At 33.1% G+C, this 25605-nt stretch carries 25 protein-coding genes and 2 pseudogenes; 3 read left to right on the top strand and 24 right to left on the bottom strand.

Annotated elements, in window-relative coordinates:
• Positions 1 to 473: 473 nt before the first annotated feature.
• Together ACIQ1H_RS03195 and ACIQ1H_RS03190 are read left to right on the top strand one after the other, a co-directional pair.
• On the top strand, positions 474 to 1463 hold the full coding sequence (locus ACIQ1H_RS03195) for a ThiF family adenylyltransferase (protein WP_402886471.1): 990 nt from the start codon (positions 474 to 476) through the stop codon (positions 1461 to 1463).
• Positions 1414 to 2658, top strand: coding sequence for an MFS transporter (locus ACIQ1H_RS03190; RefSeq protein WP_402886469.1), 1245 nt, complete (start codon positions 1414 to 1416; stop codon positions 2656 to 2658). The genes ACIQ1H_RS03195 and ACIQ1H_RS03190 overlap by 50 nt, the downstream gene beginning before the upstream one ends.
• A gap of 168 nt (positions 2659 to 2826) precedes the next feature.
• Here ACIQ1H_RS03190 and ACIQ1H_RS03185 read toward each other — a convergent pair whose 3' ends face one another.
• The 24 genes and pseudogenes from ACIQ1H_RS03185 to ACIQ1H_RS03070 form a co-directional block, all read right to left on the bottom strand.
• On the bottom strand, positions 2827 to 3810 hold the full coding sequence (locus tag ACIQ1H_RS03185) for a glutaminase (protein ID WP_402886467.1): 984 nt from the start codon (positions 3808 to 3810) through the stop codon (positions 2827 to 2829).
• A gap of 96 nt (positions 3811 to 3906) precedes the next feature.
• Positions 3907 to 4800: pseudogene (locus ACIQ1H_RS03180) on the bottom strand (peptidase dimerization domain-containing protein); the annotation flags it as partial.
• 94 nt (positions 4801 to 4894) lie between these two features.
• Positions 4895 to 7771, bottom strand: coding sequence for a hypothetical protein (locus tag ACIQ1H_RS03175; protein ID WP_402886463.1), 2877 nt, complete (start codon positions 7769 to 7771; stop codon positions 4895 to 4897).
• 273 nt (positions 7772 to 8044) lie between these two features.
• Complete coding sequence (locus tag ACIQ1H_RS03170; protein ID WP_402886461.1) at positions 8045 to 8371, bottom strand: DUF5713 family protein; 327 nt, start codon at positions 8369 to 8371, stop codon at positions 8045 to 8047.
• A 221-nt stretch (positions 8372 to 8592) separates the two neighbouring features.
• Positions 8593 to 9117, bottom strand: a complete 525-nt coding sequence (locus ACIQ1H_RS03165; RefSeq protein ID WP_402886459.1) for a hypothetical protein — start codon at positions 9115 to 9117, stop codon at positions 8593 to 8595.
• Between the two features lie 54 nt (positions 9118 to 9171).
• Complete coding sequence (locus ACIQ1H_RS03160; protein WP_402886457.1) at positions 9172 to 9639, bottom strand: hypothetical protein; 468 nt, start codon at positions 9637 to 9639, stop codon at positions 9172 to 9174.
• Between the two features lie 57 nt (positions 9640 to 9696).
• Positions 9697 to 10344: a hypothetical protein gene (locus ACIQ1H_RS03155; protein WP_402886455.1), complete on the bottom strand. Its 648-nt coding sequence runs from the start codon at positions 10342 to 10344 to the stop codon at positions 9697 to 9699.
• A 246-nt stretch (positions 10345 to 10590) separates the two neighbouring features.
• Positions 10591 to 11262 (bottom strand): hypothetical protein, encoded by a 672-nt coding sequence (locus ACIQ1H_RS03150; RefSeq protein ID WP_402886453.1) that lies wholly within the window; start codon positions 11260 to 11262, stop codon positions 10591 to 10593.
• A 48-nt stretch (positions 11263 to 11310) separates the two neighbouring features.
• Complete coding sequence (locus ACIQ1H_RS03145; RefSeq protein ID WP_402886451.1) at positions 11311 to 11847, bottom strand: hypothetical protein; 537 nt, start codon at positions 11845 to 11847, stop codon at positions 11311 to 11313.
• 220 nt (positions 11848 to 12067) lie between these two features.
• Positions 12068 to 12628 (bottom strand): SMI1/KNR4 family protein, encoded by a 561-nt coding sequence (locus ACIQ1H_RS03140; protein WP_402886449.1) that lies wholly within the window; start codon positions 12626 to 12628, stop codon positions 12068 to 12070.
• 14 nt (positions 12629 to 12642) lie between these two features.
• Positions 12643 to 13380 carry an RHS repeat-associated core domain-containing protein gene (locus ACIQ1H_RS03135; protein ID WP_402886447.1) on the bottom strand — a complete coding sequence of 246 codons (738 nt, stop codon included), beginning with the start codon at positions 13378 to 13380 and terminating at the stop codon, positions 12643 to 12645.
• 849 nt (positions 13381 to 14229) lie between these two features.
• Positions 14230 to 14808: an imm11 family protein gene (locus tag ACIQ1H_RS03130; RefSeq protein WP_402886445.1), complete on the bottom strand. Its 579-nt coding sequence runs from the start codon at positions 14806 to 14808 to the stop codon at positions 14230 to 14232.
• 287 nt (positions 14809 to 15095) lie between these two features.
• A complete protein-coding gene (locus ACIQ1H_RS03125) occupies positions 15096 to 15572 on the bottom strand; it encodes an SMI1/KNR4 family protein (RefSeq protein WP_402886444.1) in 477 nt (158 codons plus the stop codon).
• Between the two features lie 377 nt (positions 15573 to 15949).
• Positions 15950 to 16576, bottom strand: coding sequence for an Imm43 family immunity protein (locus ACIQ1H_RS03120; protein WP_402886442.1), 627 nt, complete (start codon positions 16574 to 16576; stop codon positions 15950 to 15952).
• A 116-nt stretch (positions 16577 to 16692) separates the two neighbouring features.
• The gene (locus ACIQ1H_RS03115) at positions 16693 to 17919 is read right to left on the bottom strand and encodes a PoNi-like cognate immunity protein (RefSeq protein WP_402886441.1); all 1227 of its coding nucleotides are present in this window, start codon (positions 17917 to 17919) and stop codon (positions 16693 to 16695) included.
• Positions 17920 to 17946: 27 nt separating this feature from the next.
• Positions 17947 to 18438 (bottom strand): annotated as a pseudogene (locus ACIQ1H_RS03110) (hypothetical protein); the annotation flags it as partial.
• Between the two features lie 22 nt (positions 18439 to 18460).
• Positions 18461 to 18697 (bottom strand): hypothetical protein, encoded by a 237-nt coding sequence (locus tag ACIQ1H_RS03105; protein WP_402886439.1) that lies wholly within the window; start codon positions 18695 to 18697, stop codon positions 18461 to 18463.
• Between the two features lie 542 nt (positions 18698 to 19239).
• Positions 19240 to 19830 carry a hypothetical protein gene (locus ACIQ1H_RS03100; RefSeq protein ID WP_402886438.1) on the bottom strand — a complete coding sequence of 197 codons (591 nt, stop codon included), beginning with the start codon at positions 19828 to 19830 and terminating at the stop codon, positions 19240 to 19242.
• Positions 19790 to 20218 (bottom strand): RHS repeat-associated core domain-containing protein, encoded by a 429-nt coding sequence (locus ACIQ1H_RS03095; RefSeq protein WP_402886436.1) that lies wholly within the window; start codon positions 20216 to 20218, stop codon positions 19790 to 19792. The genes ACIQ1H_RS03100 and ACIQ1H_RS03095 overlap by 41 nt, the downstream gene beginning before the upstream one ends.
• Positions 20219 to 20230: 12 nt before the next feature.
• Complete coding sequence (locus ACIQ1H_RS03090) at positions 20231 to 20407, bottom strand: hypothetical protein (RefSeq protein ID WP_402886434.1); 177 nt, start codon at positions 20405 to 20407, stop codon at positions 20231 to 20233.
• The gene (locus tag ACIQ1H_RS03085) at positions 20362 to 21018 is read right to left on the bottom strand and encodes an RHS repeat domain-containing protein (RefSeq protein WP_402886432.1); all 657 of its coding nucleotides are present in this window, start codon (positions 21016 to 21018) and stop codon (positions 20362 to 20364) included. Before ACIQ1H_RS03085 ends, ACIQ1H_RS03090 begins: the two co-directional genes overlap by 46 nt.
• Positions 21019 to 21816: 798 nt before the next feature.
• Positions 21817 to 23277 (bottom strand): RHS repeat-associated core domain-containing protein, encoded by a 1461-nt coding sequence (locus ACIQ1H_RS03080; protein WP_402886430.1) that lies wholly within the window; start codon positions 23275 to 23277, stop codon positions 21817 to 21819.
• Between the two features lie 379 nt (positions 23278 to 23656).
• A complete protein-coding gene (locus ACIQ1H_RS03075; RefSeq protein WP_337980844.1) occupies positions 23657 to 23992 on the bottom strand; it encodes a DUF7716 domain-containing protein in 336 nt (111 codons plus the stop codon).
• Entirely contained in the window at positions 23989 to 24807 is an 819-nt protein-coding gene (locus ACIQ1H_RS03070; protein ID WP_402886427.1) for an RHS repeat domain-containing protein, read from the bottom strand. The genes ACIQ1H_RS03075 and ACIQ1H_RS03070 overlap by 4 nt, the downstream gene beginning before the upstream one ends.
• Before the next feature lie 180 nt (positions 24808 to 24987).
• On the opposite strand from ACIQ1H_RS03070, the gene ACIQ1H_RS03065 reads away from it, so the two are divergent.
• A complete protein-coding gene (locus tag ACIQ1H_RS03065) occupies positions 24988 to 25524 on the top strand; it encodes a hypothetical protein (RefSeq protein ID WP_402886425.1) in 537 nt (178 codons plus the stop codon).
• Positions 25525 to 25605: the final 81 nt, after the last annotated feature.

Genomic DNA, 25605 nt, shown 5'->3' with positions numbered 1-25605 from the left:
CAATTTTATCTAGCACTACAATGTGTAGTAGTAGCACTGATATTGCTATCACAGCCATAACCCCTTCTCTATTTACTGTCATTTAACTTTGTATCTTCAATTTAGTGCAATACTAATCTAGTTGTCTGGATATAGTTGTGATAACAATTCAACAACAGTCTCTCCTCTCACATACTTATTGTTTACTAATATAAAAAAATTCACTATATATTAGACTGAATAATAGGAAGAAAAAATCGCGCATTTTCATTTATTTTTTATTGCGAATTTTCAGCTATTTTTTTATAATGTCACTAAGAAATTGGTTGGGGGTGATTTTTTATGCTACCAGCATTTCGTAATGGAGACCGCTAATATTAACAATTGTATAAATCAAAATTGTTAATATTAGCAATTTGATTCCAATAAAGCAAAACAGGAGGGATTTATATTCTTTCTGTTTTGTTTTCATTCTTAAACGGAGGAATAATTCAATGACTCTATTAAAAATAAAAAGGACTTTACAACCTTTAATTGTAGGCGATAAAATAATCTTCGGTTTTGGTCAAGATGGAATAGAAAGGTCCATAGAAAAAAATGAACAAAATATTGATATTTTAAAAGTATTAAATGGCGAGAAAAAGCGTGATCAATTATCAATAAGCACAGAAGAATTTAATAATAAGGTTAAGGTTTTAAAAGATTTAGGTCTACTTACTATAAATGAATATGATAAACAATATAAATATTCACGCAACATAAATTTCTTCGAATGGATGGATATTTCAAATAATACAGACCCTTCAATTTATCAAAGAAAATTAAATAAGGGACATGTTTTGATCGTAGGTTTAGGTGGGATTGGTGCCAATGTATGTGAAATCTTAGCTAGACTTGGTATTCAAACATTCACTATTATTGATAATGATCAAATAGATGAAACAAATTTAACGAGACAGGGTACATATTTCGAAGAGGACATAGGGAAAAATAAAGTAGACATCGTTGAAAAATATATAAAAAAAATTGATTCAAAAATAATTGTGAATAAATTAAATAAATATTTAGCTACAAAAAATGATTTAAAGAATATTTTCCAAAAATATGACTTTGATATTTCTATATGTTGTGCAGATACGCCAAAATACAAAATTGACGTATGGTTTGATGATTTATCAATAGAGTTTAATAAACCTTTTATTTCAGGTTCATATGCTTCTACAGTTATCAACACATTTTGTATGAATCCAAATTTTACGATAACAAGCTCTGAATTGTATGGTGAGCAAGGTGCTCCAAGAGAACAACTTTTGGAAAACACTATATTCCCTACAAGTGTTATAGCACCAGTAACTTATATGGCTGCAGGATTAATCTCTTATCAAGCTTTCAGCGTTATTACACAACTAAATTATAAACCAGAGGCAATTCAAATTGATTTATTTAATTGGAATGTATATAAATATGACCTTAAGAAAAAATAAAAATTTTATTTACTTTATATCCGGTAGAGTGATAACAAATTTTGGAGATAGCTTATATACTGTTGTATTAGCCTATATAACTATCTCTATATACAATTTAGGTGCAGATTCTTTAGCACTCTTCGGATTAATCGCCTTTTTACCCTCCTTAATTAACTTTGCCTTTGGAACTTTAATAGATAACTGCAGAAATAAAAAAAGCTTATTAATCACTTTAGAAATTGTACAATTATTCTCTATTACAGGCATATTATTCACAGTATACTTCAGATTAGATATCCTTTTAATTTTCATATGCCATTTTATATTTTCATTTGCGAATACATTGATTTATTCAGTTCAATCCAGTTATATTCCTGAAATACTACGATTCAAAAAAACAGATATTGAAAAATCTGTTTATGTCATGAATATAACGAATAATACAGTTGATATAATATCTAATTTCCTATCTTCAGTGATTCTTATATATATATCTGTAATTAGTATACTACTCATTGACATGTTTACTTTTTTCTTATGTATAGCATTATTTTTGAAAATTTACGTAAAAAATATTGTATATCATCCAAACAATAATAATCAAATTCAAGACAAACCTAATTTTAAAAATAATATTTTGTATGCTTTTAAATATTTTTGGAAAGAAAAAACCCCTTCACGAATTGTTATAATGGAAGGTATCTTAAGCGGTCTTACAACCATGGTCATGCGTATTGTCGGTGCTTATCTAGTAATACTAAATATTGGCGTTGAATATCTAGGTGTCCTTTTAGCTATCCAGAGAGGGTCCGAGCTTGTTGGGGCTTTTCTCTCAAACCGTATTAAAATGCCTTTTAATCACTTTTTCATGATAGATTATTTGGTTTCTGGCGCTTCTATTACACTAATAGCTTTCATTGATAGTATAGCCATAAAAACCGCACTCTTTGCATTAACTTTTTTATTAATTGGTATGTCAGGAACAGTTTATGGAAAAATGATTTATCATTTTTATGATTTTCACCATATTGGCAAAGTGACTTCTGTTATTAATACAGTTTCGTCTTTTGCTATAGTTACATGTTTGTTAATACCTATGATATATGATGATGTAGAAAATTTAATCATTATAACAGGAATTATCACTGTTACGTTTGGTTTATATCTCTTATTTTTCAAAAAATCGAATGTTTCTATAGAAAAGATGTCATAGCTTAAGTCCTTTTTCCAAACTAGCAAGGAGAAATCCTATTCTATATGAATGAATACACTTTTTAATTTCCTAATGACTAGTGCTTCACTTGCAATTAATATTTATTAAATTAATAAAAGAATAGCGTAAGTAAGTCTCTGTACTTATCTACGCTATTTGTTTACCTTATTAAAAAATATTCATATTCCACTCTGTCGCCATATGCTTTAGTAATTTTACTCCTGCGACACTATTACCGATTTCATCTATAGCAGGTCCATAAATGCCAATGCCACAACCTGCAGGGAAAGGTGAACCTAAGCTTGCGTGACTTGGAACTGCCGCAACAATGGCGCCCGAGACACCACTTTTAGCGGGTAATCCAATAAATGCAGCGAATTTACCTGATGCATTATACATACCGCATGTCACCATCAATGCCTTCGCTAGTTTTGCCACCTGCTTTGGAAACAGCTGTGTTTGTAATAGCGGATGATAGCCATCGTTAGCAATGATTAAACCGATCATCGCTAAATCCGAAACATTTACTTCAATTGCACATTGCTTCAAATATACTTCCAATGCCTCTTCTACAGGGCAATCTAAAAAGCCTGAATCCATTAAATAATAAGCTAATGACCGATTGCGATTGGCGGTGTGCCATTCAGATTGAAAAACTTCTTCATTTACCTTTAATTTCTTCCCAACAATTTTCTCTAAAAAATAAAGGATTTTTGAAACTTTCTCCTGTGGGGAATTACCTGCAAGCATCGAGGAAACTGTAATGGCTCCTGCATTAATCATCGGATTAAACGGTTTTCCAGGCTGATGACTTTCCAGACGAATAATTGAATTGAAAGTATCACCTGTAGGCTCCACATCTACACGCTCTAACACATAAGGCAACCCTCGATCCATACACGCTAAAATAAATGTTACAACTTTCGAAACACTTTGAAGCGTAAAAAGTTCAGTTGTCTCCCCTCCATTGATTTCGTCATTATTTGGTCCGATAATTGAAATGGCCAATTGATGAGGATCTTTTTGAGCTAATGCTGGAATATAGCTTGCACATTTACCCTCTTGTGCAAATGGTCGAAACTCCTTTACCCACTCAGCTACTAGAAGTTGATGCGGATTATCGTAATCGTTGTTAGTATGATTGGTAAGCATTATACTATTCTCCTCTCTTAGATGAATGCCATCATCTTTTCTAACTAGGGAAAAATAGAGCCCTCATAGTTCATCTACGAAGACTCCTTTTTCAATTTAACGCTTTGGAGGCATTGTTCCTTCTGGGATTAATGACACATAAGTTTCCCCATCTAGACGTTCCTTCCATTCTTTTTTAGCTTCTGCAATAAGCGTAGGATTATTTATTAATTCAACTGCTGTGCAAGCCATAATGTTGGCAGCCTGTAACATTCCTTTGTGCGCAATCGGCATGACGCCCTGTGAATCAACCTGCCAAGTATGAAGCGGTGTACCGAGTGCCATACAAACAGTTGTACATTGAACAGTTGGAACAATCCAGCTAACATCTCCTACATCTGTTGAACCGCCCATAATAAATTCAGGCAGCACACTTGGAATGAGATCAGCAATTACTTTATCTTTTAATTGCATCGCATCCTCTTTTTTTAGACCAACGAAAGAGGAAGCTTGAATTTCAGGGCTAAACGTATTAAAAATAGCTTGTGCATGCTGCTCATCTTCTATTGTATAAGTTGGCATCCCAATTTCAAGTATTTGTTTTTGCATAGCGTCATACAGTGTTTTGTTTGGAATCAGATTGGATGCAGCTCCCTCAAATGCAATCTCCACCGAAGTTCCCGTCATCAACGTTGCACCTTTCGCAATATTTTCAACACGTTGATATATCTCTTGTACTTGTTGTTTTTTAGGTGCTCTTACTAAGTAAGTTACTTCCGCATATGGTTGGACAACATTCGGAGACGTTCCGCCCGAATCTGTAACCGCATAATGCAAGCGCGCCTCTGGAATAATGTGTTCGCGTAAATAGTTTACCCCAACATTCATGAGCTCAACAGCATCTAACGCACTTCTGCCAATATGTGGTGCAGCGGCAGCATGTGCACTCTTCCCAGTAAACTTAAAAGTTACTGCATAGTTTGCTAGAGAGCTACAAGTCATGACCGATGTCTGGACAAATGAAAGCGATATTTTTCGTTTATTCAGCAGATATTCAACTATACGAAAACCCCGAATAATAGAAAATTATTCGGGGACATTGTTATTATTTATCAGTTGTATACATTTTATTATAAAGGATTTCTAATTTCTTTGAAAGCTTGGCATAGGCATTTTGCCATGCTTTACGAGCCGCTTCATTGCCATCTGTAGCAGGTACATAGAGTGCATGAACATCTGCAACTTTTTTCAAGTCACTCTCTGCTTGTGTCAGTTTTGAATAATTTTTCACAATACTTTTTTCAGAAGTACCTAGTGCGTCATATGTTGTACGAATTTCTTTTACTTTCGTTTCTAAATCATCAATATATTCGCCTTTAATAAGCAACGAATTAATGGATTCAATTAATTTCAAAGCAATTTCATTCGATTGCTGCTGTCCTTGTTCCTTCTCAATAATAGCTTGTCTGATTTCTGAGCTAACTAAACTCATTTGTTTGGAAGATAGCTTTGCAAAAGCTTTAATCACTGTTGTTGGATTACTAATAAATGATTTTTCATACTGCTTTAGGAATGTCTCAACCTTTTTCACGTCAGAAACTGCCGCAGTTAATATCGAAGCATTCGTAATACGTTTTTTATCATTAGCGCTTAACTTATTATATTGTGCGGAAAGCTCCATTATTTTCTCTTTTGTAACGGTATACATATCATTTGAGATAATAGTCGCAATTGTATTATTCAAAGCAACTATGTCTGGTGCATTACCATCCACTAAGCGATTGTTAAGTAAATCTTCGTATTGCTGTTTCGCTAAATGCTGCTGATTGGCAGGGAGTTTAGCGTAAGCAGTTTGTACGGTTTGAATTTTTTTAGCTTGTTTTGTAACATCTGTTTCTTCTCGTGCTGTTTGAACTTTTTTATGGAATGACTTAACTCCAGAAAGATCTTTGCTAGCAGCAGTTAATAAATAATAGTTAGTGACATACTTTCGTGCTGGCGAAGATAGACTCTTATATGTCACTGTCGCTGCATTGACAGCCGATTCAAATTGGGCAAATGTAAAGCTTGTAACGTCAGCAAGCTTTGCAACGTTTGCTTTCAAAGCTTCTGCAGCATCCTTATCAGCAGGCACCTTACCATTTCCATCAACCGTAACATTAGGCGAATTTAATAAAAAATCATCTGCACTATAAACGAGTGATTGTTGCAAGCTAGTTAACTTATTATAAGCTTTCAACGTACTAGTATAGCTTGAATTAAGCTTGTTTTCGGCAACTCCAGAAACTTCGGAAAGCTTTTTATAAGCATCCATTTCTTTTATTACTTTTTCAGCTGTTTTTAAATCTTTCTGCAACGTAACAATGCGGTCATAACCAATAATTTTTGCAGCAGAAGTTTTCGTTAGCCCTTTATATTCATTAATAATTCGGTTTACATTCGTAACATGACTTTGCCAAGAATGTACGGACGGATCGATTGGGTACATGTCTTCTGCATCACCAACGTAGGTGTCAATTTCTGCATTTAATCTATCAATTTGGCTGTCTTCAGCGTTTTCCGCCTCAAGTAATGTCGTGACATAATTGGCTGGTACTAACTGTAATTGTTTATATGTTAGCTTTTCATAAGCTGTACGTATTGATTTTGCTGTCGTCACTTGCTTGCTAGGTGTATTATTGGGTGACAGCTTATCAAATAGTTTTATAAATTGCTCAACCTTTTTAATATCCTGCTTGGCATCACTTAAAATGGTTTGATTTTGAACAGCTGAACGATAATTTTGAGATAATTTGGCTATATCCTTTTCTATTGCTTCCACTGCTGTTTGTAACGCTTTAATGTTAGTTGGTACATATTTCACAAGGGAGTTTTCATATGCTAATAATGCCACAATTTCATGATTTAATCGTCTAACTTCCTTAAATTCATCGATATCAGTTGGATTTTTCAATATAGTTTTAATACTATTATATAAAGCATCATTGATATCTAAGCTGCGTTGTAATAAATCCAACTTATCATAAGCCTCTTCAATTTCTTTTAAATATTGTGATAGGTTCTTTTCTTCAACCTCATTCACCTTATCTACTTTCTCATTTAACTTACTCAATGTCTCTATATCAGCTATAGCTCGCTTTAAAACATCATAATTTGTCACATTAGCCTTTGCAGGTGCTGTTAAGGCCTGATATTTAGCCTCTAACGCTGTAACATCCGCTTTAAATGAAGCTAGACTTGAGATATTATATTGATGGTCATTTTTAAGCAACGTTTTAATCTCATTAATCATTGTGTTAGTTGGTTCATTGGATACTGTAATCTCATCAGAAAAATCTGATTCTACAATTGCAGGACCAACTTTTGCTTTTACCCTAACCATAATATCTTTTATATTTTCTTCTAATGCATTTTTTGGAACTGTATATGTACCGCTAGTTGCTCCATCAATAATTGTGAAAGAATCACCAACTTTATAAAACCATTGGTAGCTATATGTAATTTGACTACTTTGTAATTTTGCTCCTGCACTATCAGTAACATCGACTGACACTTTTACTTCTTCGCCAGGTACGATGTATTTTGAAGCAATTAAAAATTCTGGTTTTGTAATCGCAAGTTGTAGTGTATTTATAGTTCGTGTTGCACTCTTATATCTATTATCTGTCGTTGTGATTGCTTCTACAAAAATTGTTTTCCCTGCAGCATCTACTGGTACTGTGAAGGATGAAGTAGTTGCACCAGAAATCGGTTTATTCGTAACATTTGTCGTTCCATTTTCGCCCGAAGTCTTTTCAACATAATACCATTGGTAACCTTTAACAATTGTATTGGCTGGTAAATTTTCTATTGAAGCTTTTAAAACTTCATTCACCATATTTTGACCTGTCACTGTCACTTCTGATTCCGCCGCTCCCGCAATTGTTGGGACAATAAGAACTGCAGGTATAGCAGCTACTGTGATAAATAATTTTTTATTCAATTTTATACCTCCTTCATACATCTATTATGTATATCGGTCATATTTCAATAATTTCTTTCGTTTTATTGAATATTTCTAAAAAGTGTAAATTCTCCTTATTAAACATTACTGAATAGTAATATATTGATATGTCATTCACTAGGTTCCCTTTTCAACAGATTCTTTAGAATTAGTTAGAGGGACCCCCTACTAAACGAAGACTTCTACCCAGGTAAAAAACATAGATAAAGAAGATGCTTATAACCTATGTCATATCTCATGTAATTTGTTTTTTCACCAATCTCTTTCTCTTAAAGCTTCTTCAATATCTATATCAATCTCGAAATATTGCAAAATCTCTTCTACTGTTATTGCGATAGAATCTCGTGCAACAGTTTCAATTTCACTATCATTTTGATAAAACTCATCCTGAAGTTCATTGATTGCTAAAGTCATTTCATCTAACTTTTCCTGAACCTCCTCAACCGAATGATTGCCTTCTTCCATAAAAAGAACTACTTTAATAATGTTTGATTTAATTTTATCCACTAAAAAGGATGGATAATAAGAATCTTCGTACATATCCGATAAATATTTGAATTCAGAATCAAGTTTTTTCACAATGGTTCCTCCTTTGATTTTGATTATGAAAGTTTGATGCTACTCTTTTTAAGTATGATACACAAATTAAAATTACTTCAATCCTCGGTACAATTTTTTTAAATCGTTCAGCATTTAGATAAGCAGCGCAGGGCTCTCTTCTGATTTACTCCTCTCTTTAATGCTAGTATCACTTTAATACAAAAAAATTTCTAAAGCTTCTTTTAGCAAAGATAATATAGTCAGTATATTTTCAATACACCTTTCGCAAGGTCAATTGGTGCTCCTGTATAATCTTCTTTAATCTCTCCTATCCAGCCACAAGGAATATTCCCCACCAAATAAACATCAACTAAATGTTTAAAGAATATGGGGATTTTTTTATTAATCGATAGATAATGATTTTCCATAGCAGCGCTAAGAACTATCCATGAGACATCATCTACGAATGGTTTTCCTAGGTCATTTTTATCAGCATAGCTCTTTATTGTTTCAGTTAATGTTATTAAATTTTCCTTATAATACTTTGTTACTTCATTCCAACGTTGGTATTCATTCATGTTATGTTTGTGTAAAAAAGTTGTTAATCTATTTCTTGCTTCTAACGTTAGATCTTCCCACGACGGTGATGAAATCGAACTTTTGAGATCCTCAGCTGAACTAACGATTTGAATATTGACAGGAAATTCTGCAAGGAAAAAATCCTTCCCACAATTATTAAACCAATCAATATTTTGTAATCTCTCGATAAAATTTGAATTATTCATTTTTTCTCCTTACCTACATCTAGTTATAGAAAACGAATAGTATTGTATTAATTCTTAACTAATAAAATTATATAACCTATCAGCCTTCTCTTTATGTATAACTTCCAGCATATTATATAATAACTTAACATTGTTACTTTTATCTGTATCAGTCAAAATGGTATAGATATAGTTATGAGCTGGACAACAAAACTTATGATCTTCGGAGACTACACAATAGCCTTTATTATCATTTTTCTCTACATGCATCCATTTCCAACCATATTCTTTTTCTATCATAGTTCCATATAAAGAACCAATTTCAAATGCTATCTCTACCACTTCATCCCCTTTTAATTCATTATCTCTATAATTAGCCACCGCTAATTTAATCGTGTCGAGTGACATTAAATTATCATCACGATCTGATAGATTCAATTTTCCCTTGCTTAGCTCAGATAGTTGTTTTATTTCATCCATCTCTTCCCTTTTTAATTCACGAACTTTAAGATTATCCTGATAAACTACCCAATTTTCTTGCATGAATCTTTCCCCCTTCGGTCGCCAGTTTCTTCCCCTTTTTTTATTACAATCCATTTATTAACCATATAAGTAATCAATAAAATTATCAGCGTATTCTTCTTTTTTCAATATACTACTCAATGATGTCTTTAACATATCAATAAAATCATCGTAGATATCGAAAGTTTCTTCATCCATTATTTCTCCTTTGAATTTTTCGTGTATTATTTCTAATGTCACCGCAAGTGCATCTAGAAAGGCCGAAAAAGAATCCGCAATTGGAAATAAAGGACTTGTTTCATAACTTGCAAAAACAGGTGAATTTTCTTCGTTTGTGACAACTACAATTGGATCATCATCCTTATCAGCAACTACAAGCCAATTGGGATCCCAATTTGGATTTTCTCTTTTTTCGTTTCCAATCCATCGAAATCCTTCTTGCCTTCGAACCAATTTATCTGCTGGATACAAATAAAGTGGGCTATTTCCTAAATCAATATCTGTACAATCTAATTGATAGCCATCAGGACGGATTTTACAAATTATTTCACAATGTTGATAAAAGAATATTAATTCCCGAGATAGATAGATTTTTTCATCTACATAAAGTTCTGCTAATTTTGGCATATAACGCACTCTATCAATTTTTTTAACAGGAGCTTCTTCTTTCGGATATTCATCCATTGCCTGTATGAATTTTAATAGTGAATTTTCTAGTTGTTTCATAAATAATTCTATCCCCTCGTTTTTTTGTTTAGCTGCCACAATTTGACGCGGTCTATGAACATAACACGCTTTAACACTTCCATGCCCATTACACCACGCCTTTTTAATAAATAAAAACATATGTAATGAAAGCGTTATTTAGCGTTTTCTTTACATATGCCCTGAAATTTCATCCTAATTTTACCATAAAATTAATATCCTTTCACTTTATACATTGCTCTATATTAACTCAATCTTTCATACTTGCTAATTTATTTCTGGACTAATTAAAATAACATTCTTTGAATTGCGAACCTCTAAACAATTGTATTTTTGATTTAAACCCTCAATTGTATGGCCATATTTCATAAGTGTGATATCTTGGATCATCAAATAAGGTAAACTATTCAATTTTTCTCTCATATCGCGAATCGAAAGTTTCAAATTAAAAAGTTTTCTTATTTCCATCATAAATTTATTTGCTTCTATTGGTTTTCTAACTACATAAACTTTTACCTCTTCTATCAAATCAAGTTCGTCTGAAGTCCAATTATCTTCATCTATTACAGGATCATTTTCTAGCCAACTTAAAAAATCAATATTTAAAGAATAAAAGGGCAAGGACAAAGCCCCCAAATCTTGATAGTAAACGTTTAAGTCGCCTTTCTTCTTTATAAACAATCCTTGCCCCCCTCCATCATCCCCTATTAAAATATATTCTGGTGCATAAGTACTTACTTCATACAACCTATTTCTTTCAATTGCGATATCAAGGCCATAAATATTTACTCCGTTTTCAAATGAAACTTCACTATACGATTTCCAAAACTCAATCATTCTTGAAGGTATGATAGTTTGAAAATGACTATTAATTTCATATGCCTCAATGTTTCTTCCTGTTTTAGTGATTAAAGGTTTCGACTTAAAATTTAAAATCATTTATTTCCTCCAAGTGGAACCGTAGTTGGTCTCGCGAACTATTAGGACTTATTTTCGATTTTCCCAATGTAAATGCTCATCAATCATTATTTTTGATAACATGGAGCTGTCATCATAATAAAGGCTGTAATCCATTTGTTTATACCAACTTGTAGCGTATGTTGATATTTTTTCGATTTTATTATCTTGCATGTAATCCACTCTAACATACCAGTTATGGGGTGGTGTAATAGAAACATTTAACGAATCATACTTGAACGTAACTTCTGTCATGTCTGGCTTCAAGATCTTCGCCATCATACCATTGCCATAGTATTCGTACTTCCATGTATCTCCATTATGTTCGACTTTCTCTACGAGATTTCCTTCCTCGTCATAGGAGAATTTGGCATCTTTTGTTTCTATTAATCTACTGCCAGCGCCATAGATACGATCTTTTTTATCTTTTGTTTCATATAAGTTGCCGACATCATCGACACTGCGGTATAAGAAATCAAATTGGCGACTGTCTTGATTGGCCCACACGAGGTTACTAAATTCATCATAGCCGTACGTCACTTTTACACCGGTTAGCTCGTTGACCATACTGCGCAACTAGTGATTGGAGTCCCAATTGAAATTGTATTATTTCACATATCATCTGGATTAAATATCTAAAACATAAAAGAGCAAAAGGGCAATAAATTCAATTTGAATTTATTGCCCTTTTAACTTTAAGCTAAAATCATATAAGTTAGCGAAAAGAACCTTCTATCAATATAAATAATTTAATTTCAAAATTAAATTACTCCCCAATTGATTCCTTCTAATTTACAATTTCTTCCCAAAAGTCAATACCATCAGAATCAATTGATTTATTTATTATATCTAAAAACTCAGTTTGGGTGTTTTGAGATTTATGAAAATATGCTGTTCCTAACGCTTCAATTAGTTGTGTAAAAGATTCAGCTACTTTTATTTTCTTATTAAATGGTGTCTCTGAGCCATAAACATAAATATTGCCACAATTGACATCCATAATGAATGTAAAGTAATCCCCCATTGCTATACATATAAATTGATTGGAAAAATTATTTACATCTTCATTTGACAAATGTTCTTGATAACTTATTAACGATTCTAGATAATCTGTATTACTTCCAAAATGTACTCCCAATATACTAAAATCACCGAAATCATAATTTAAAATTAAATTAACAAAATCAGTAGGGAATTTTATCTTAAATCTTTGTTCAATATCCTCAACATTTTTTTTCTTCTCAACTTTTTTCTTTAGTCTTAAACCTGTAACAATTGACTCTAAAGGAATAAAATCTCTATCTAAAATTGTTGTTATTTCCTCAATATTTAATAATTTATTATTCAAATATTTCACACCCTTCATTTACAATGCCATACTCCTCCAGAACCAACGTGGGTTTCCCCCGGTACTGGTATTGCATATCTCCCAAAGTTTACATGATGATGAATTAACACATTCCCTTTATAACCTGCGTGTTCTGGGAAATGATTAATCCACTCATCATCTATTCTAGGCGATACCTTTAATTTAGAATAATTTTCAACTAAAAATTGATTTGATTTACTTAGTGTCTGAGGATTTAATTTGGACCACTCCACCCAGAATTGTTGTGTGTTTCTAATACCTCCATTACTAGTTGTTTTTCCACTTGAAAATGTTTTAGAATCAATTGAGTATTGAGGATCTGGTCTACCTGTAAAGTTTACATCAATTCTAGTTTGATAAGGTGAGATGTCTCCCTTAAATGAAATACTATTTAATCCAAAAGGATCTAACAAAATGTTTGTATTTTCAACATACCCATAAAGCGTAGGATTCCCACCCGCTAGCCCAATCGGGTCAACCTGCGTATAATTCCCTTGCTCTGGGTCATAGTATCGGAATCGGTTATAATACAAACCAATTTCAATATCTTCATACTGTCCTTGATAACGGAATGGGATAAAATCTTTCTCACCTGTGAACTCGTTCACTCGCCCATATACATCAAGCTCAGCCGACCAAACCTTATGACCTTGTTCATCATAGGCTTCGACAGGTGTTCCTAAGACAATCACTAATAATGCTGTAGTATCCGTCATTCGTGATTTTTGCATTAAGGGACAAAGCCATCATTGAATACCCATGTCACTAGATTTTCTGCGATTTCGGCATCTGTCTGTGAGGCATTCTCCACTGAATTATCCTGCGAGAAATACTTCGTGCAGAATCGTATTGCCTTCCCACACAAAATGAGTAGCTCTACCTTCAGAACTCTTCTCTATCCGCCTACCTAAGGCGTCATACTTGAACGTAACTTCTGTCTTGTCTGGCTTCATAACCTTCGCCATCATGCCATTGCCATAACACTATTAATTTCATGTATTTCCATTACTTTCAACTTTCTCTACGATATTTCCTTCTTCATCATAGGAGAATTTGGCAACTTTCGTTTCTAGTAATCTACTGCCAGCGCCATAGATACGGTCTTTTTTATCTTATGTTTCATATAAATTTCCAACATCATCGCCGCTACGATATAAGAAATCAAATAGGCGACTGTCTTGATTGGCCCATATGAGGTTACTAAATTCATCATAACCCTACATCACTTATACACCGTTAGCTCATTAGCCATACTACGCAACTGGTGATTGCCATCCCAATTGTAGGTACGTCTTCTCGTATCGCTTTTGACTACTTACTTGAAGGTGCGTTGGTCTACCTAGAATCTCGTTTTACCATTTATGTACTAAAAATATTATTACTTTTTGTTAAGAAAATAACAAAAAATATAAACACAACTTTAATAATTCAATATACAATAAAAAAACATATGTAAAGAAAAAGCTAAAGACAATTTCTTTACATATGTTGCGACAACTTAATTAAAGCAGTAACAAGAAGATTCTGTATTATAACTGTTTTTGCTCCTAATAATAATTACTAATATTATTAGGTACACCCTATATTTCAACAAATTCTGGTCGTTGGGTACTTCCCTCTTTGACAAACATTACTCCATTTATCTTTTCTTCTTTACATGCTTTTATTAATAATTCATCAACAATGATATTTCCTGTATATTCTTTCATTCTTACAATATGATGCCCTTCTAAAGAATTGGGAACATATTTTATAGTCAGTAGTTTGATTGGTCCGGCTGGTAAGGATTTTAATAATGGTTTATATTCTGAATTCTCCATATCTAAGCAAGGTACTAGATTTAACACATTCATGACAAAAAATGTTTCATTAACCTCGCCGTTCTTTGTAGACGTTATGACCGCAGGGATAAACTGACAATCTGATCCTAATTGCTCTACTAGCTTCTTGAATTTTAAACTTACCAAAAGCCCCCCTATTGTTGGCAGGATATCACATTCGTTTAAATAGGAATCAAATTTATCTATTGAATAATGAAGTTTCTTATCTAGCGAATAGACAATCCCCTCTTCTAAATCATAGTGATTAAAAGTGTTCTTTTCGGTGTAACAAAAAAATACATCTCTTCTGTAATTGCTATATAACTGGTAGTAGCTCATATATATCATCCTCAATATTATTCTAAATTTTTTCGTTGTACGACCACAGAAAACATGATATTTTGGGTAGCAAATTTTAAACACTTTATTTTGAACACTATTAGAAGCTTTAATTTCTTCTATACTAAAGCTTTCCTACTTAAAGAAAGCAAACGTAAAAAAATTCTAATTCTAAAAACGTATGAAAAAGAGTTGTATACAGTATTATATAAAATCTAATAAATTCACCTTTGTTTCTATCAAAGCACTAAAGTCACCAATGATACATCTCTTTATTCCTTTTTCTTTTATCTTCCATCATAAGCATCTCCATGAGGCATAAAATTTTCGGCCAACCAAAACCAATGTTCACCTTTACTCGAGTATAAAAGTTCTAACAGGTCCGTAAAGCTTTTAGCAATAATCTGACTATCCCCCGGTGTTGCATGGGTTTCCAAAAAACTATCATAGCAATAACCGAAATGAGACTTGCTTAGATCAATGCTAATATATTGATTTATTTCTTCAGACTCAGCAATTAGATACCATTCATTACTTATATCACCTTCAAGTTCCTCCCAAATAACATCATCAGCGGGGTAAAGTCTTTTACTAGTTGGAATAAACTCATTTGAAGAAACAATTTTAATTCCGTAGGGCTTATCTAAAAACATATGTAAAGAGTCATAATTACTAAAAAAATATTTCACATCTTTTGGTAAAGCCAATTCACTAGTGTAATCTGTGTCCCGTTTCACAACTTTACAATTACTATCTAGTTCCATTTTTTTAATAATCTCTAATATTTTGATATCTTTACCTCCTTAACTATCAAGTTCATTTTGATATCTACTGAATAATTCTTTGTAATATCATCCTAGAACTTCCTCATTCGCTTTTAATCAACTTCTTTTTCATTATCTTTTTTATAATAGTAAATAAAAAAACATATATAATAAAAAGCGGACACCACATTTTTACATATGTTTGAAATACTTATACTAATATTACCATATATGAATATATATATATATTGTCATAGTGGTGTTTATTTTAAAAATCGTTCCTAGATAATCACTAATAATGGTGTAGTTGCCATCATGGATTAGCCCTCAACATGTGTTGAATCTTTTTAAATTAATCATTCAATTACAAAAATTTATTACCGATCATATGAAGAAAAATATTGAGGAACATCTTCTAATTTTAAAAATTGAATTCCTTTCATTTGTTTTTCTTCACAAAGTAGCTTAAACCTTTCTGAACAAAATAGATATCTTGCTAATTTTAAGTCATTCAAACAAAACACGTCTCTATCATTTTCTTGTAGAACAATTTTTTGATATTTTTCAACCATAACATTTATGTCAAATACCCCATTTTCTGGCACCCTTCTTTTTGTAAACTCTGACTTCTCGTAATCAACGAAATCTTCTCTATTATAATACTTAATAAAATAATAGGGTTTCTTTACTTTAGATTTTCCCTTTGAACTAACAACTTGTAGATTTGATGTAACATACTTTTGTAAAGTATTTACTTGATTCATCAAAGTAAAAAAATCACTACTGATAATATGACCATTAAAACCCTCATAATAGTCAAATTCAATTTTATTATTAGTAATTAACCATAAATCTTTTGGCATTTCTTGTTTTTGAAAAAAGATTTTATTCCATTCATATTCCATCCCCTCATTGTATTTTGTTTCATCAAATGATTCGTGAATAACGCCCTTCAAAAAAATAGGCGACTTTACATTATCCTTAACTATCATATAATAACTCATACTATCACCCTAATTTTTAGTCCTAATTAAAAGGCCTGAAATCATAAATATTCTCCGTTTTCAGACCTTAGCTTCTTTCGTAATCCTATCTACTTGAACGTGATTGCAAATCCAGTTTATTTGACATCTTTAATAAATACTTCATACAACGCTTCAACATTGGCATCCGCTGGTACCCATGCAAAATAATTCTGATCATTATTTAATATAAATTGAACTAACTTTGTTTTTGTGTTCCACTCATTTTTCATACTTGAATCGTAATCTTCCAAATCTTCTTTATAATCCAATTGCAATATATATCCTTTTTCGACCATTGCAAAAACAATTAAACTTCCCAAGAGATTTTTTCGCTTATTTTCTTCTTTATATTCTTGTAATAAGAACCAGATTTGGTCTAACCCTATAGATTTTTTGTATTTTTCATAAAAACTACTATCATCCATAACCTCATAATCATGTATCAATTCATTGACAAACGAGTGCCATATTGGTGGAATAACCTTTTCCAATAAAGGATTATTTTCAATTCCTTCTAATATTTCAAGTTCCTCAATCTCTTGTTCATCGTCGAAGTCACTTAGGGAAATCTGCTTGAATTTCATTTCATTCTTGTAATGTGCCAAGTCATATGGATAGTGATTATTATTTATTAGGCTTGTATCATCAAGTTCTAGTATCTTCGCTAGCGCTGCTGTTTCAAAGCTCCAAAACCCTACATATCCAGGCTCCTTGTGTGCATTCTTCCAATCGTAATCATAATGACCTTTAAACCATTCTTTCTCCATATACGTTTGTAATCTTTTAGATGCTTCTTTCTTATCGGTTTGCGCAAGTTCTATAATTTCTTTTGTTTTTGCATAGGGATTTACTTTATAATAATCATTAGTGATTTTAGTATGTCCGATATTACTAGCATATAATAAAAAATCAATCACTGAATCGCTTATTTCTTTTTTCTCAACCACCTTACTTAATCTTTCTATATTCTTTTTATCCGTTTCTAATAGGATTCCTAAAGAAATCGTCCAAAGAATACTTAAATATCCAACTTCCCTAGTCCCTGTATGCTCTAAATCATAAATTGCATTATGAAAGTCTTCTTCTATTGCACTAATATCTTCTCCTAAAGAATATTTCGCCCTAATATCTTCCATCTCATATTTAAAAGTCCTTAAATAACTCGCTTCTATACGACTTTTATTGTCTTTGGATTTTCTTTGAATACCATTTTTGGTATCCTCCTCTAAATTTCTGATATCCTCCCTATTTTCAGCTATAAATTCTTTATGATATTCAATTCCTTCTCTACATTTTTCTTCTATACATAGATGATCCCTCATTATTTTTATTTCCTCCTTGCCTCTAAATCAAGGCCATTCTCCAATTATTTCACCCTTAGCATTTAACCTATATGTTATTACATTCCCACTACTATCGACTTTTGATAATACTCTTTCAACTTCATCTTCATCCAATGCTTTGGTGATTTTATTTGCTAGTTTTTGATCACCACCAACAGCTTTCAAAATTCTACTTTTTTCAGTTTTCGCACCTGTCAACCATTCGTTTGACATTTGTGGTCCATCTTTTGTTTTGCCTAATTGGGAACTACCAAACTTCGCTTCATCAATTACATATTTAATTTTTGATTCTGTATTTGCATTTTCATATAATCCGTCTATCCCTTTTACTATTTTATCATTGATGCTTGTTGGTGCCCCTCTACCTATTGGCTTTAAATCATATCCAGCGACTTTTATACTTTGGTTGTTTAATAAATTATCACTTGAAATTATTTCACCAAAATTACCTTTTTGTTTGTTAGTAGCTTTATCTGCATTAAATTCGTCGACACTTTCTTTTTTAGGTTCACCGTTGGAATTATTCGATGGCTTCGGATTCGACAATGGTATTTTTTCCAACTGTTCCCGTATCCATTATTCGACAGACGTTCACACCGGCCAACTCCAACGGCGGTGTTCCCAGCTGACGAAGCTGGTTCTTTACTTCGTCAACTTTTGTGTGTAACTTATCTTTTACGGTGTCTATGTGTTTATTGTCTTTTTCTCTTAGTTGACCTATAGAACCATTATTAGCGACGGTTTTAACATCATCCACTATACCACCTATCACTTTGGTAAGATGTGGTTAATTATTCAATTTTCCGGTTATGTAAATGACCTTCTGTTTCTCTAAATTTTTTAAAATATATACATCTTCATTTTTCCATATTTGCAATTCATATCTATCCAATGGTCATTTTTCCATTCCTTGATGACTTGCCCAGATGGGTCTCGTTTTGTTGGTCTACTCGTGAATTTAAAGGTCAATAAATCCTTTTTAATGGATTTATTGACCTTTAAAATAAATGATTTAAAATAGCCTGTGACAAATACTCATGTAGAATGTGCCAGCGCCATAGATACGGTCTTTTTTATCTTATGTTTCATATAAATTTCCGACATCATCGCCGCTACGATATAAGAAATCAAATAGGCGACTGTCTTGGTTGGCCCATATGAGGTTACTAAATTCATCATAACCCTACATCACTTATACACCGTTAGCTCATTAGCCATACTACGCAACTGGTGATTGCCATCCCAATTGTAGGTACGTTTTCTCGTATCGCTTTTGATAAATACCTTACTAATACTATGCTATACCTTTAAAGAAACTTTTCCCCATTTTGCTGAACGGTGTTTATTTAACCAATTTTCCATTTTAATTCCCTTAGGACAACCAGTTTTCGGATATTTAATGGGGATAAGTAGCAATAAACTAACTTCATCATCGTCTTCCTCTACTTCCTCTACTTCCTCTACTTCCTCAGTCTGCTCTGAATTCGGATTAAATTGATAATCTGTTAGAATAAATGCATCAATGCTTTCTGGCCATTCTAGTTGATTCCAATTCGTATCCGTCTTTTCAATAACTATTCCTTCATGAAGTTTATTGCCATCCAACCTATATTGGCCCAACAAAAACATTAATTGTATTGGAAATGATTCAACGCATTTTTCTTCAATGAGTTGTAGATTTATTGGCCAATCATACGGAACACTCATCATCAATTCAATTCTTGGTAGAGATTCAAACAAACCAATAGTAAATAGTAACTTAAATTTCTTGTCTTTTTCTATTAAGGCTGTTCTTATGTCTATAGTATCTTTTTTTAATACTGTAGAAAGTATTGAACCTACATTATTATCAATGTGTGCTAAAATACCGTCTATTAGTAGTTGGTCCATCTCCACGCCGCATCCTTATCACTTCTTCAATTGTTTTGGGTTCGTAACGAACAGGTGGAACAGACATAGCAGGGTCAGGATTTGGATAATTCGAAGGACTTAGCGGTTTAGTAGAATCATAACTCCTATTACTCGTTCCTCGATTTGTTTTACCACAGCTTAAACCAAATGGATCAAGCCACGTATTTGGATCACTCACATAACCATATAATGTTGGATTCCCACCAGCCAGCCCAATCGGGTCAACCTGCGTATAATTCCCTTGCTCTGGGTCATAGTATCGGAATCGGTTATAATACAAGCCTATTTCTAAATCTTCATACTGCCCTTGATACCTAAACGGAATGAAGTCCCGTTCACCCGTGAACTCTTTCACTCGCCCATACATATCAAGCTCAGCCTACCAAACCTTTTGACCTTGTTCATCATAAGCTTTGACAGGTGTTCCTATATAATCACTAATAATGCTGTAGTTGCCTTCACTCGTTATCTTAGCTGAAGGGACAAAGCCATCATTGAATACCCATGTCACTAGATTATCAGCGATTTCGGCTTCTGGCTGGGAAGCATTCTCCACTGAATTATCCTGTGACAAATACTCATGCAAAATCGATTGCCATCCCACACAAAATGAGTAGCTCTAACTCCCGAACACTTCTCTATCCGCCTACCTAGTGTGTCATACTTGAAAGTTACTTCTGTCATATCTGGCATGATGACCTTGGCCATCATGCCATTGCCATAGTATTCGTACTGCCATGTATCTCCATTATGTTCGACTTTCTCTACGAGATTTCCTTCTTCGTCATGGGAGAATTCGGCATCTTTTGTTTCTAATAATCTACTGCCTGCGCCATAGACACGGTCTTTTTTGTCTTTTGTTTCATATAAATTGCCGACATCATCAACACTGCGGTATAAGAAATCAAATTGGCGACTATCTTGATTGGCCCAGACGAGGTTACTAAATTCGTCGTAACCATACGTCACTTTTACACCAGTTAGCTCGTTGGCCATACTGCGTAATTGATGATTGACATCCCAATTATAGGCGCGTCTTCGTGTATCGCGATTTTGACTACTTACTCTTTGGTGTGTTGGTCTACCTGTGATATCATATTGCCATTTACTAATAACGTCTCCTGGTAGGATTCGCTCAATCTCTTGACCAAGTTCATTGTACTGCATCGAGGCTGTCTACTGGGTTTTCTCGGAGCGAGAGGTGGTCATTTGTAAGACATTACCCATTTCATTGCGCGTGACATCGATTTTGGCACCGAGGCTACTTGTTATCTGTGAGCGATTGCCTAACTCGTCATAGCTACTCGCAATCCAATAATCGTTTTGCCATTCTTTGATGACTTGTCCTGATGGGTCACGTTTTGTTGGTCTACCCGTAAATTAAAAGGGCAATAAAATCCTTATTAATGGATTTATTGCCCTTTAAAACAGATGATTTAAAATAGTAATAATCTATTTTGTATAAATTGATACCCTTAAATATTTCTTCTATCTAAGATGAGGCTTTTCTGTAAGAGTTAAGTATTTGAATAACCGTTCATCCGTGAAAGGGATTTTTATATATCCTTTTAACTATGCTTAAAACACTAAAACATTAAAATTAAAGTATAATCATATAAAAGGAGTAGTAACGAAATCCTATTTCTAGGTTCCATAACTACTCTTTTCTAAAAAATCACCATTTATTTAACAAAAATAGAAAGGAATACTTTATATTATAACTTTCCTAATTATAATAATGTACAGTCATTTTATACTACATTATTTTCGATGTTATAAAAATTATAAATTCACAAAGTATTCCAGTCTTAAAAACTCCCTTCTTTTGCAAAGAGTAAAGCTTTTATAATATTTTTCCATATTTACCAACAAAATTTTTAAACATAATAATTTTATCTTCAATTATGGCAGCAAGAATTCACATGCTTTAATTACCAAAGGGAAAACTTTAAGGCCTAGCCTAAGTTAAGTGGATTGAGTAAAAAAAACACCTGTGTCATTCTGATTACAATTTATATTTAAAAATAAATATCCTATTGAATCACTTAGACTAAAAATATTTTGAAAATCTATTGGAAAATCACCGCCATAAATTTGTAGACAAAATTGATAATCATCTAAACCTAAGTTCTCTATTTGTAACATAGATGGTTTACTACCAATTAACGAACCACAATAAATCTCTATATCATCAAAATCTTCATTCTCTTCATCTAATTCCTCAAAATCCAAATTCAATTCATCTCCTAAAATGCACTCTTGTGCTGGTATTAGGAATTCTGATTCATTTCTTATTTTACCTACTTCGTGTAATAAAACTCTTGTATATCCCTGCTTTATGTTTTCTAATTCTTTTTCATCACCATGAAAAGTGATTAAATCTAAAAAGAAATCATCTCTTTTATACGTTGTAAATACAGATATGATATGTTCTCTTGGTAAGTTTAAATTTAGCGTTTTATTTAGAAAATTTGTTGGCAAACATAATACAAGAGTTAATTTATCTCCATCTGGATTTAACGGCCAATCAATATTTTTAGGCAAGAAGCTATAGCCTCCAATTCTTGGTACAACAGATTCATTTTCAACATCTTTAAAAATAATCTCAACTGACATATGATCAACTCCTACATTTTTTTGAACAAGGTTCTTGTAAAATTTCTCAGATTCTTTTCTAAGTTTTCTAGCCCTACTTGTTGGTACTCCAGCTTTTCTCAATGCACCTTGTGTAATATCTAATTCTCGCTTTATATCTTTATGAAATTCATTTTCACCCAGATTATAGTAAGAAGACCTAATATCACGTTCGTGCCAGTGTGCCCCACCAACTTGTGTATGGTGTGGATTATCTAAAGCTATAGATGGATTTCCACCTAGTCTTCCATGTTTCTTTGCCAATCCTTGTTGATATAAAAACTCATGCCTAATCAGTTCATGTGCCTGTAAACCATCGCCGATATTCTTTTTACCATTCAAACTTCGATAAGTTCCTAATTGGAACAAATTCGCTAAACCATAAGGGTCAATTTCAACTAATGGGTTAAATACATACCCATACAAAGTAGGATTCCCACCCGCAAGCCCAATTGGGTCAACCTGCGTATAATTCCCTTGCTCTGGGTCGTAGTATCGGAATCGGTTATAATACAAGCCTATTTCTAGATCTTCATACTGCCCTTGATACCTAAACGGAATGAAGTCCCGTTCACCCGTGAATTCCTTCACTCGCCCATACACATCAAGCTCAGCCGACCAAACCTTTTGACCTTGTTCATCATAGGCTTCGACAGGCGTTCCTAGATAATCACTAATAATGCTGTAGTTGCCTTCACTCGTTATCTTAGCTGATGGTACAAAGCCATCATTGAATACCCATGTCACTAAATTATCTACGATATCGGCATCTGTCTGTGAGGCATTCTCCACTGAATTATCCTGTGACAAATACTCATGCAAAATCGTATTGCCATCCCACACAAAATGAGTAGCTCTACCTTCCGAACTCTTCTCTATCCGCCTAAATAGTGTGTCATACTTGAAAGTTACTCATTATCTGTGAACGATTGATGAGTACTTTGCTCCCAAATCATCTTTGATTTCGATGCGGTGAAAGATTCCAAGGTTAATTATAATAATAAAAAGAACGAATTACCATATTACGGAATTCGTTCTTTCAAGCTTTTCAATGCTCTACTGAAATTATAATGGATTATTAGCAATACTTCGATTTTGAACAGAATTGCCAATTAACCGGCAAACTTGCCATTTGAGAAAAAATTTTTTCTCTTTATCATTATCTAACTACTTAAAAAACAATAAATGCATCATTTTCAAAATAATAAATAAACGCTTGGAGCAACTGATCTAGTGATGGATTTTCTAACTGATTATTTACATTGTCAATTACATCCTCAATACTTGCACCATCTAAAGTTTCTATCCACCCATTTTGTTTCACTTGTTCCGGTAAAAAGTCATCTGAATCGGATGGAAAATCAAAGCTATCTAATGAAAATATTCCCTCTGTATTTAAATTCCATTCTCTTAAATTTGGAGGAAGATAGAACCAAGTCTCTGGATTCATTTCTGGATGCGATAAAACATCCCTAACACTAATTAAATTCATTTTTTCTTTCATCATGTATTACACCCTCTTGTAAGTTTTTTAAATCCACCCTCTTGGTTTGGATGAAGACTTCCTTGCACCGGACCTGGAGCTCTATGTTGCCCCCTTGGAACGAGTTGTATCTTTTCTGGATTTTGAGCATTATGGTGCCAAGAATGTTTTGGAGGACTTGTATCCTTGAAAGCACCTCTAGGACCAGGTTGTACATGTTTCACTACTTCAGGCGGAAGCGAGTTTGCCAAACCAGGGTATTTTTGTAAAGCTTCGTATAACTGTTGATTTGCATTTTGGAAATGTTTTCTTCTTGAACTTGATTGGATGTTCTCTGGTATCGATGTTTCATACCATACACTATAATTTGAACTTGATAATGGTCGCCCAGTGATATCGGTACCACTCAAATCTACTGACTTTAAACCCCAAGGATCTATTTGGGTCACTGTGTTATACACGTATCCATAAAGCGTAGGATTCCCACCAGCCAGCCCAATCGGGTCAACCTGCGTATAATTCCCTTGCTCTGGGTCATAGTATCGGAATCGGTTATAATACAAGCCTATTTCTAAATCTTCATACTGCCCTTGATACCTAAACGGAATGAAGTCCCGTTCACCCGTGAACTCTTTCACTCGCCCATATACATCAAGCTCAGCCGACCAAACCTTATGACCTTGTTCATCATAAGCTTCGACAGGCGTTCCTAGATAATCATTAATAATGCTGTAGTTGCCTTCACTCGTTATCTTAGCTGAAGGGACAAAGCCATCATTAAATACCCATGTCACGAGATTATCAGCGATTTCGGCTTCTGGCTGGGAAGCATTCTCCACTGAATTTTCCAATGTATCAGAATTATCCTGTGAGAAATACTCATGCAGAATCGTATTGCCATCCCATACGAATTCGTCAAAGCTCGACAGATATTATCCATAAAATTGTTTATTTAAATTAACTGTATTATCTATTATGAATATGGTAAAATTAAACAAAAAAATAGGGGGAATAATAAAATGATACCTTTTGAAGAGAACATGAAAATTTGGAATGACACCTTAGAGGAAATTAGTCATCCTATTTATAAATCTATTTTAAATAACTTTCATACAGATATGATTCAAGAAATTTCATTTAGCATCAAAGCTGATATTGTCCAAAAGGATTTTGATTCAATTATGAATTATTCATTAAAGTACATTTTACAATCTCTTTTCATTCAAATTAAAAAGTCAAAAGAATTCGAATTAATGGAATTAGTTTTTGGAGATAAAGTATGCGATGAGTTTGAAAAGCTACTTCTTATGGATGCTATTGATATTTCTTACCATATAGATGATTTTATTACCGAGAAAGAAATGGAGGAAGAAGGTATTAGTGTGGACGACTTAGATAACTTTCTTAATATCATTGTGAATTTTAATGAAAAGCAGTTTGCAATATTAAAACTTACTAACTCTGTCTGTGAGCTGGGAGAATTAGCTTTTTTGAATCTAGACACTTCAGATACATTCATTAACGGGAACCATTATAGTGACTATGAAGAGAAATAATTCTCTTCATAGCATATTAGGTAATATAAAAAACAATGAAAATAATGAACTTTTAAAGTAACCTTCATTTATCCTATTCTA

Source organism: Lysinibacillus sp. NPDC097279 (genome assembly GCF_044761745.1).
Lineage (GTDB): Bacteria > Bacillota > Bacilli > Bacillales_A > Planococcaceae > Lysinibacillus.
The sequence above is the reverse complement of the archived record's forward strand: the minus strand, read 5'-3'. Positions and strand labels throughout refer to the sequence as shown.

Excerpts from the sequence above, each read along its gene's own strand:
- ACIQ1H_RS03100 (WP_402886438.1), bottom strand. The coding sequence starts at position 19,830 with ATGGACCAACTACTAATAGACGGTATTTTAGCACACATTGATAATAAT.
- ACIQ1H_RS03130 (WP_402886445.1), bottom strand. The coding sequence starts at position 14,808 with ATGAGCTACTACCAGTTATATAGCAATTACAGAAGAGATGTATTTTTT.
- ACIQ1H_RS03115 (WP_402886441.1), bottom strand. The coding sequence starts at position 17,919 with ATGAGGGATCATCTATGTATAGAAGAAAAATGTAGAGAAGGAATTGAA.
- ACIQ1H_RS03095 (WP_402886436.1), bottom strand. The coding sequence starts at position 20,218 with ATGTATGGGCGAGTGAAAGAGTTCACGGGTGAACGGGACTTCATTCCG.
- ACIQ1H_RS03125 (WP_402886444.1), bottom strand. The coding sequence starts at position 15,572 with ATGGAACTAGATAGTAATTGTAAAGTTGTGAAACGGGACACAGATTAC.
- ACIQ1H_RS03165 (WP_402886459.1), bottom strand. The coding sequence starts at position 9,117 with ATGAATAATTCAAATTTTATCGAGAGATTACAAAATATTGATTGGTTT.
- ACIQ1H_RS03135 (WP_402886447.1), bottom strand. The coding sequence starts at position 13,380 with ATGCAAAAATCACGAATGACGGATACTACAGCATTATTAGTGATTGTC.
- ACIQ1H_RS03065 (WP_402886425.1), top strand. The coding sequence starts at position 24,988 with ATGATACCTTTTGAAGAGAACATGAAAATTTGGAATGACACCTTAGAG.
- ACIQ1H_RS03185 (WP_402886467.1), bottom strand. The coding sequence starts at position 3,810 with ATGCTTACCAATCATACTAACAACGATTACGATAATCCGCATCAACTT.
- ACIQ1H_RS03195 (WP_402886471.1), top strand. The coding sequence starts at position 474 with ATGACTCTATTAAAAATAAAAAGGACTTTACAACCTTTAATTGTAGGC.
- ACIQ1H_RS03085 (WP_402886432.1), bottom strand. The coding sequence starts at position 21,018 with ATGCAGTACAATGAACTTGGTCAAGAGATTGAGCGAATCCTACCAGGA.
- ACIQ1H_RS03120 (WP_402886442.1), bottom strand. The coding sequence starts at position 16,576 with ATGAGTTATTATATGATAGTTAAGGATAATGTAAAGTCGCCTATTTTT.
- ACIQ1H_RS03155 (WP_402886455.1), bottom strand. The coding sequence starts at position 10,344 with ATGAAACAACTAGAAAATTCACTATTAAAATTCATACAGGCAATGGAT.
- ACIQ1H_RS03145 (WP_402886451.1), bottom strand. The coding sequence starts at position 11,847 with ATGGTCAACGAGCTAACCGGTGTAAAAGTGACGTACGGCTATGATGAA.
- ACIQ1H_RS03150 (WP_402886453.1), bottom strand. The coding sequence starts at position 11,262 with ATGATTTTAAATTTTAAGTCGAAACCTTTAATCACTAAAACAGGAAGA.
- ACIQ1H_RS03075 (WP_337980844.1), bottom strand. The coding sequence starts at position 23,992 with ATGATGAAAGAAAAAATGAATTTAATTAGTGTTAGGGATGTTTTATCG.
- ACIQ1H_RS03160 (WP_402886457.1), bottom strand. The coding sequence starts at position 9,639 with ATGCAAGAAAATTGGGTAGTTTATCAGGATAATCTTAAAGTTCGTGAA.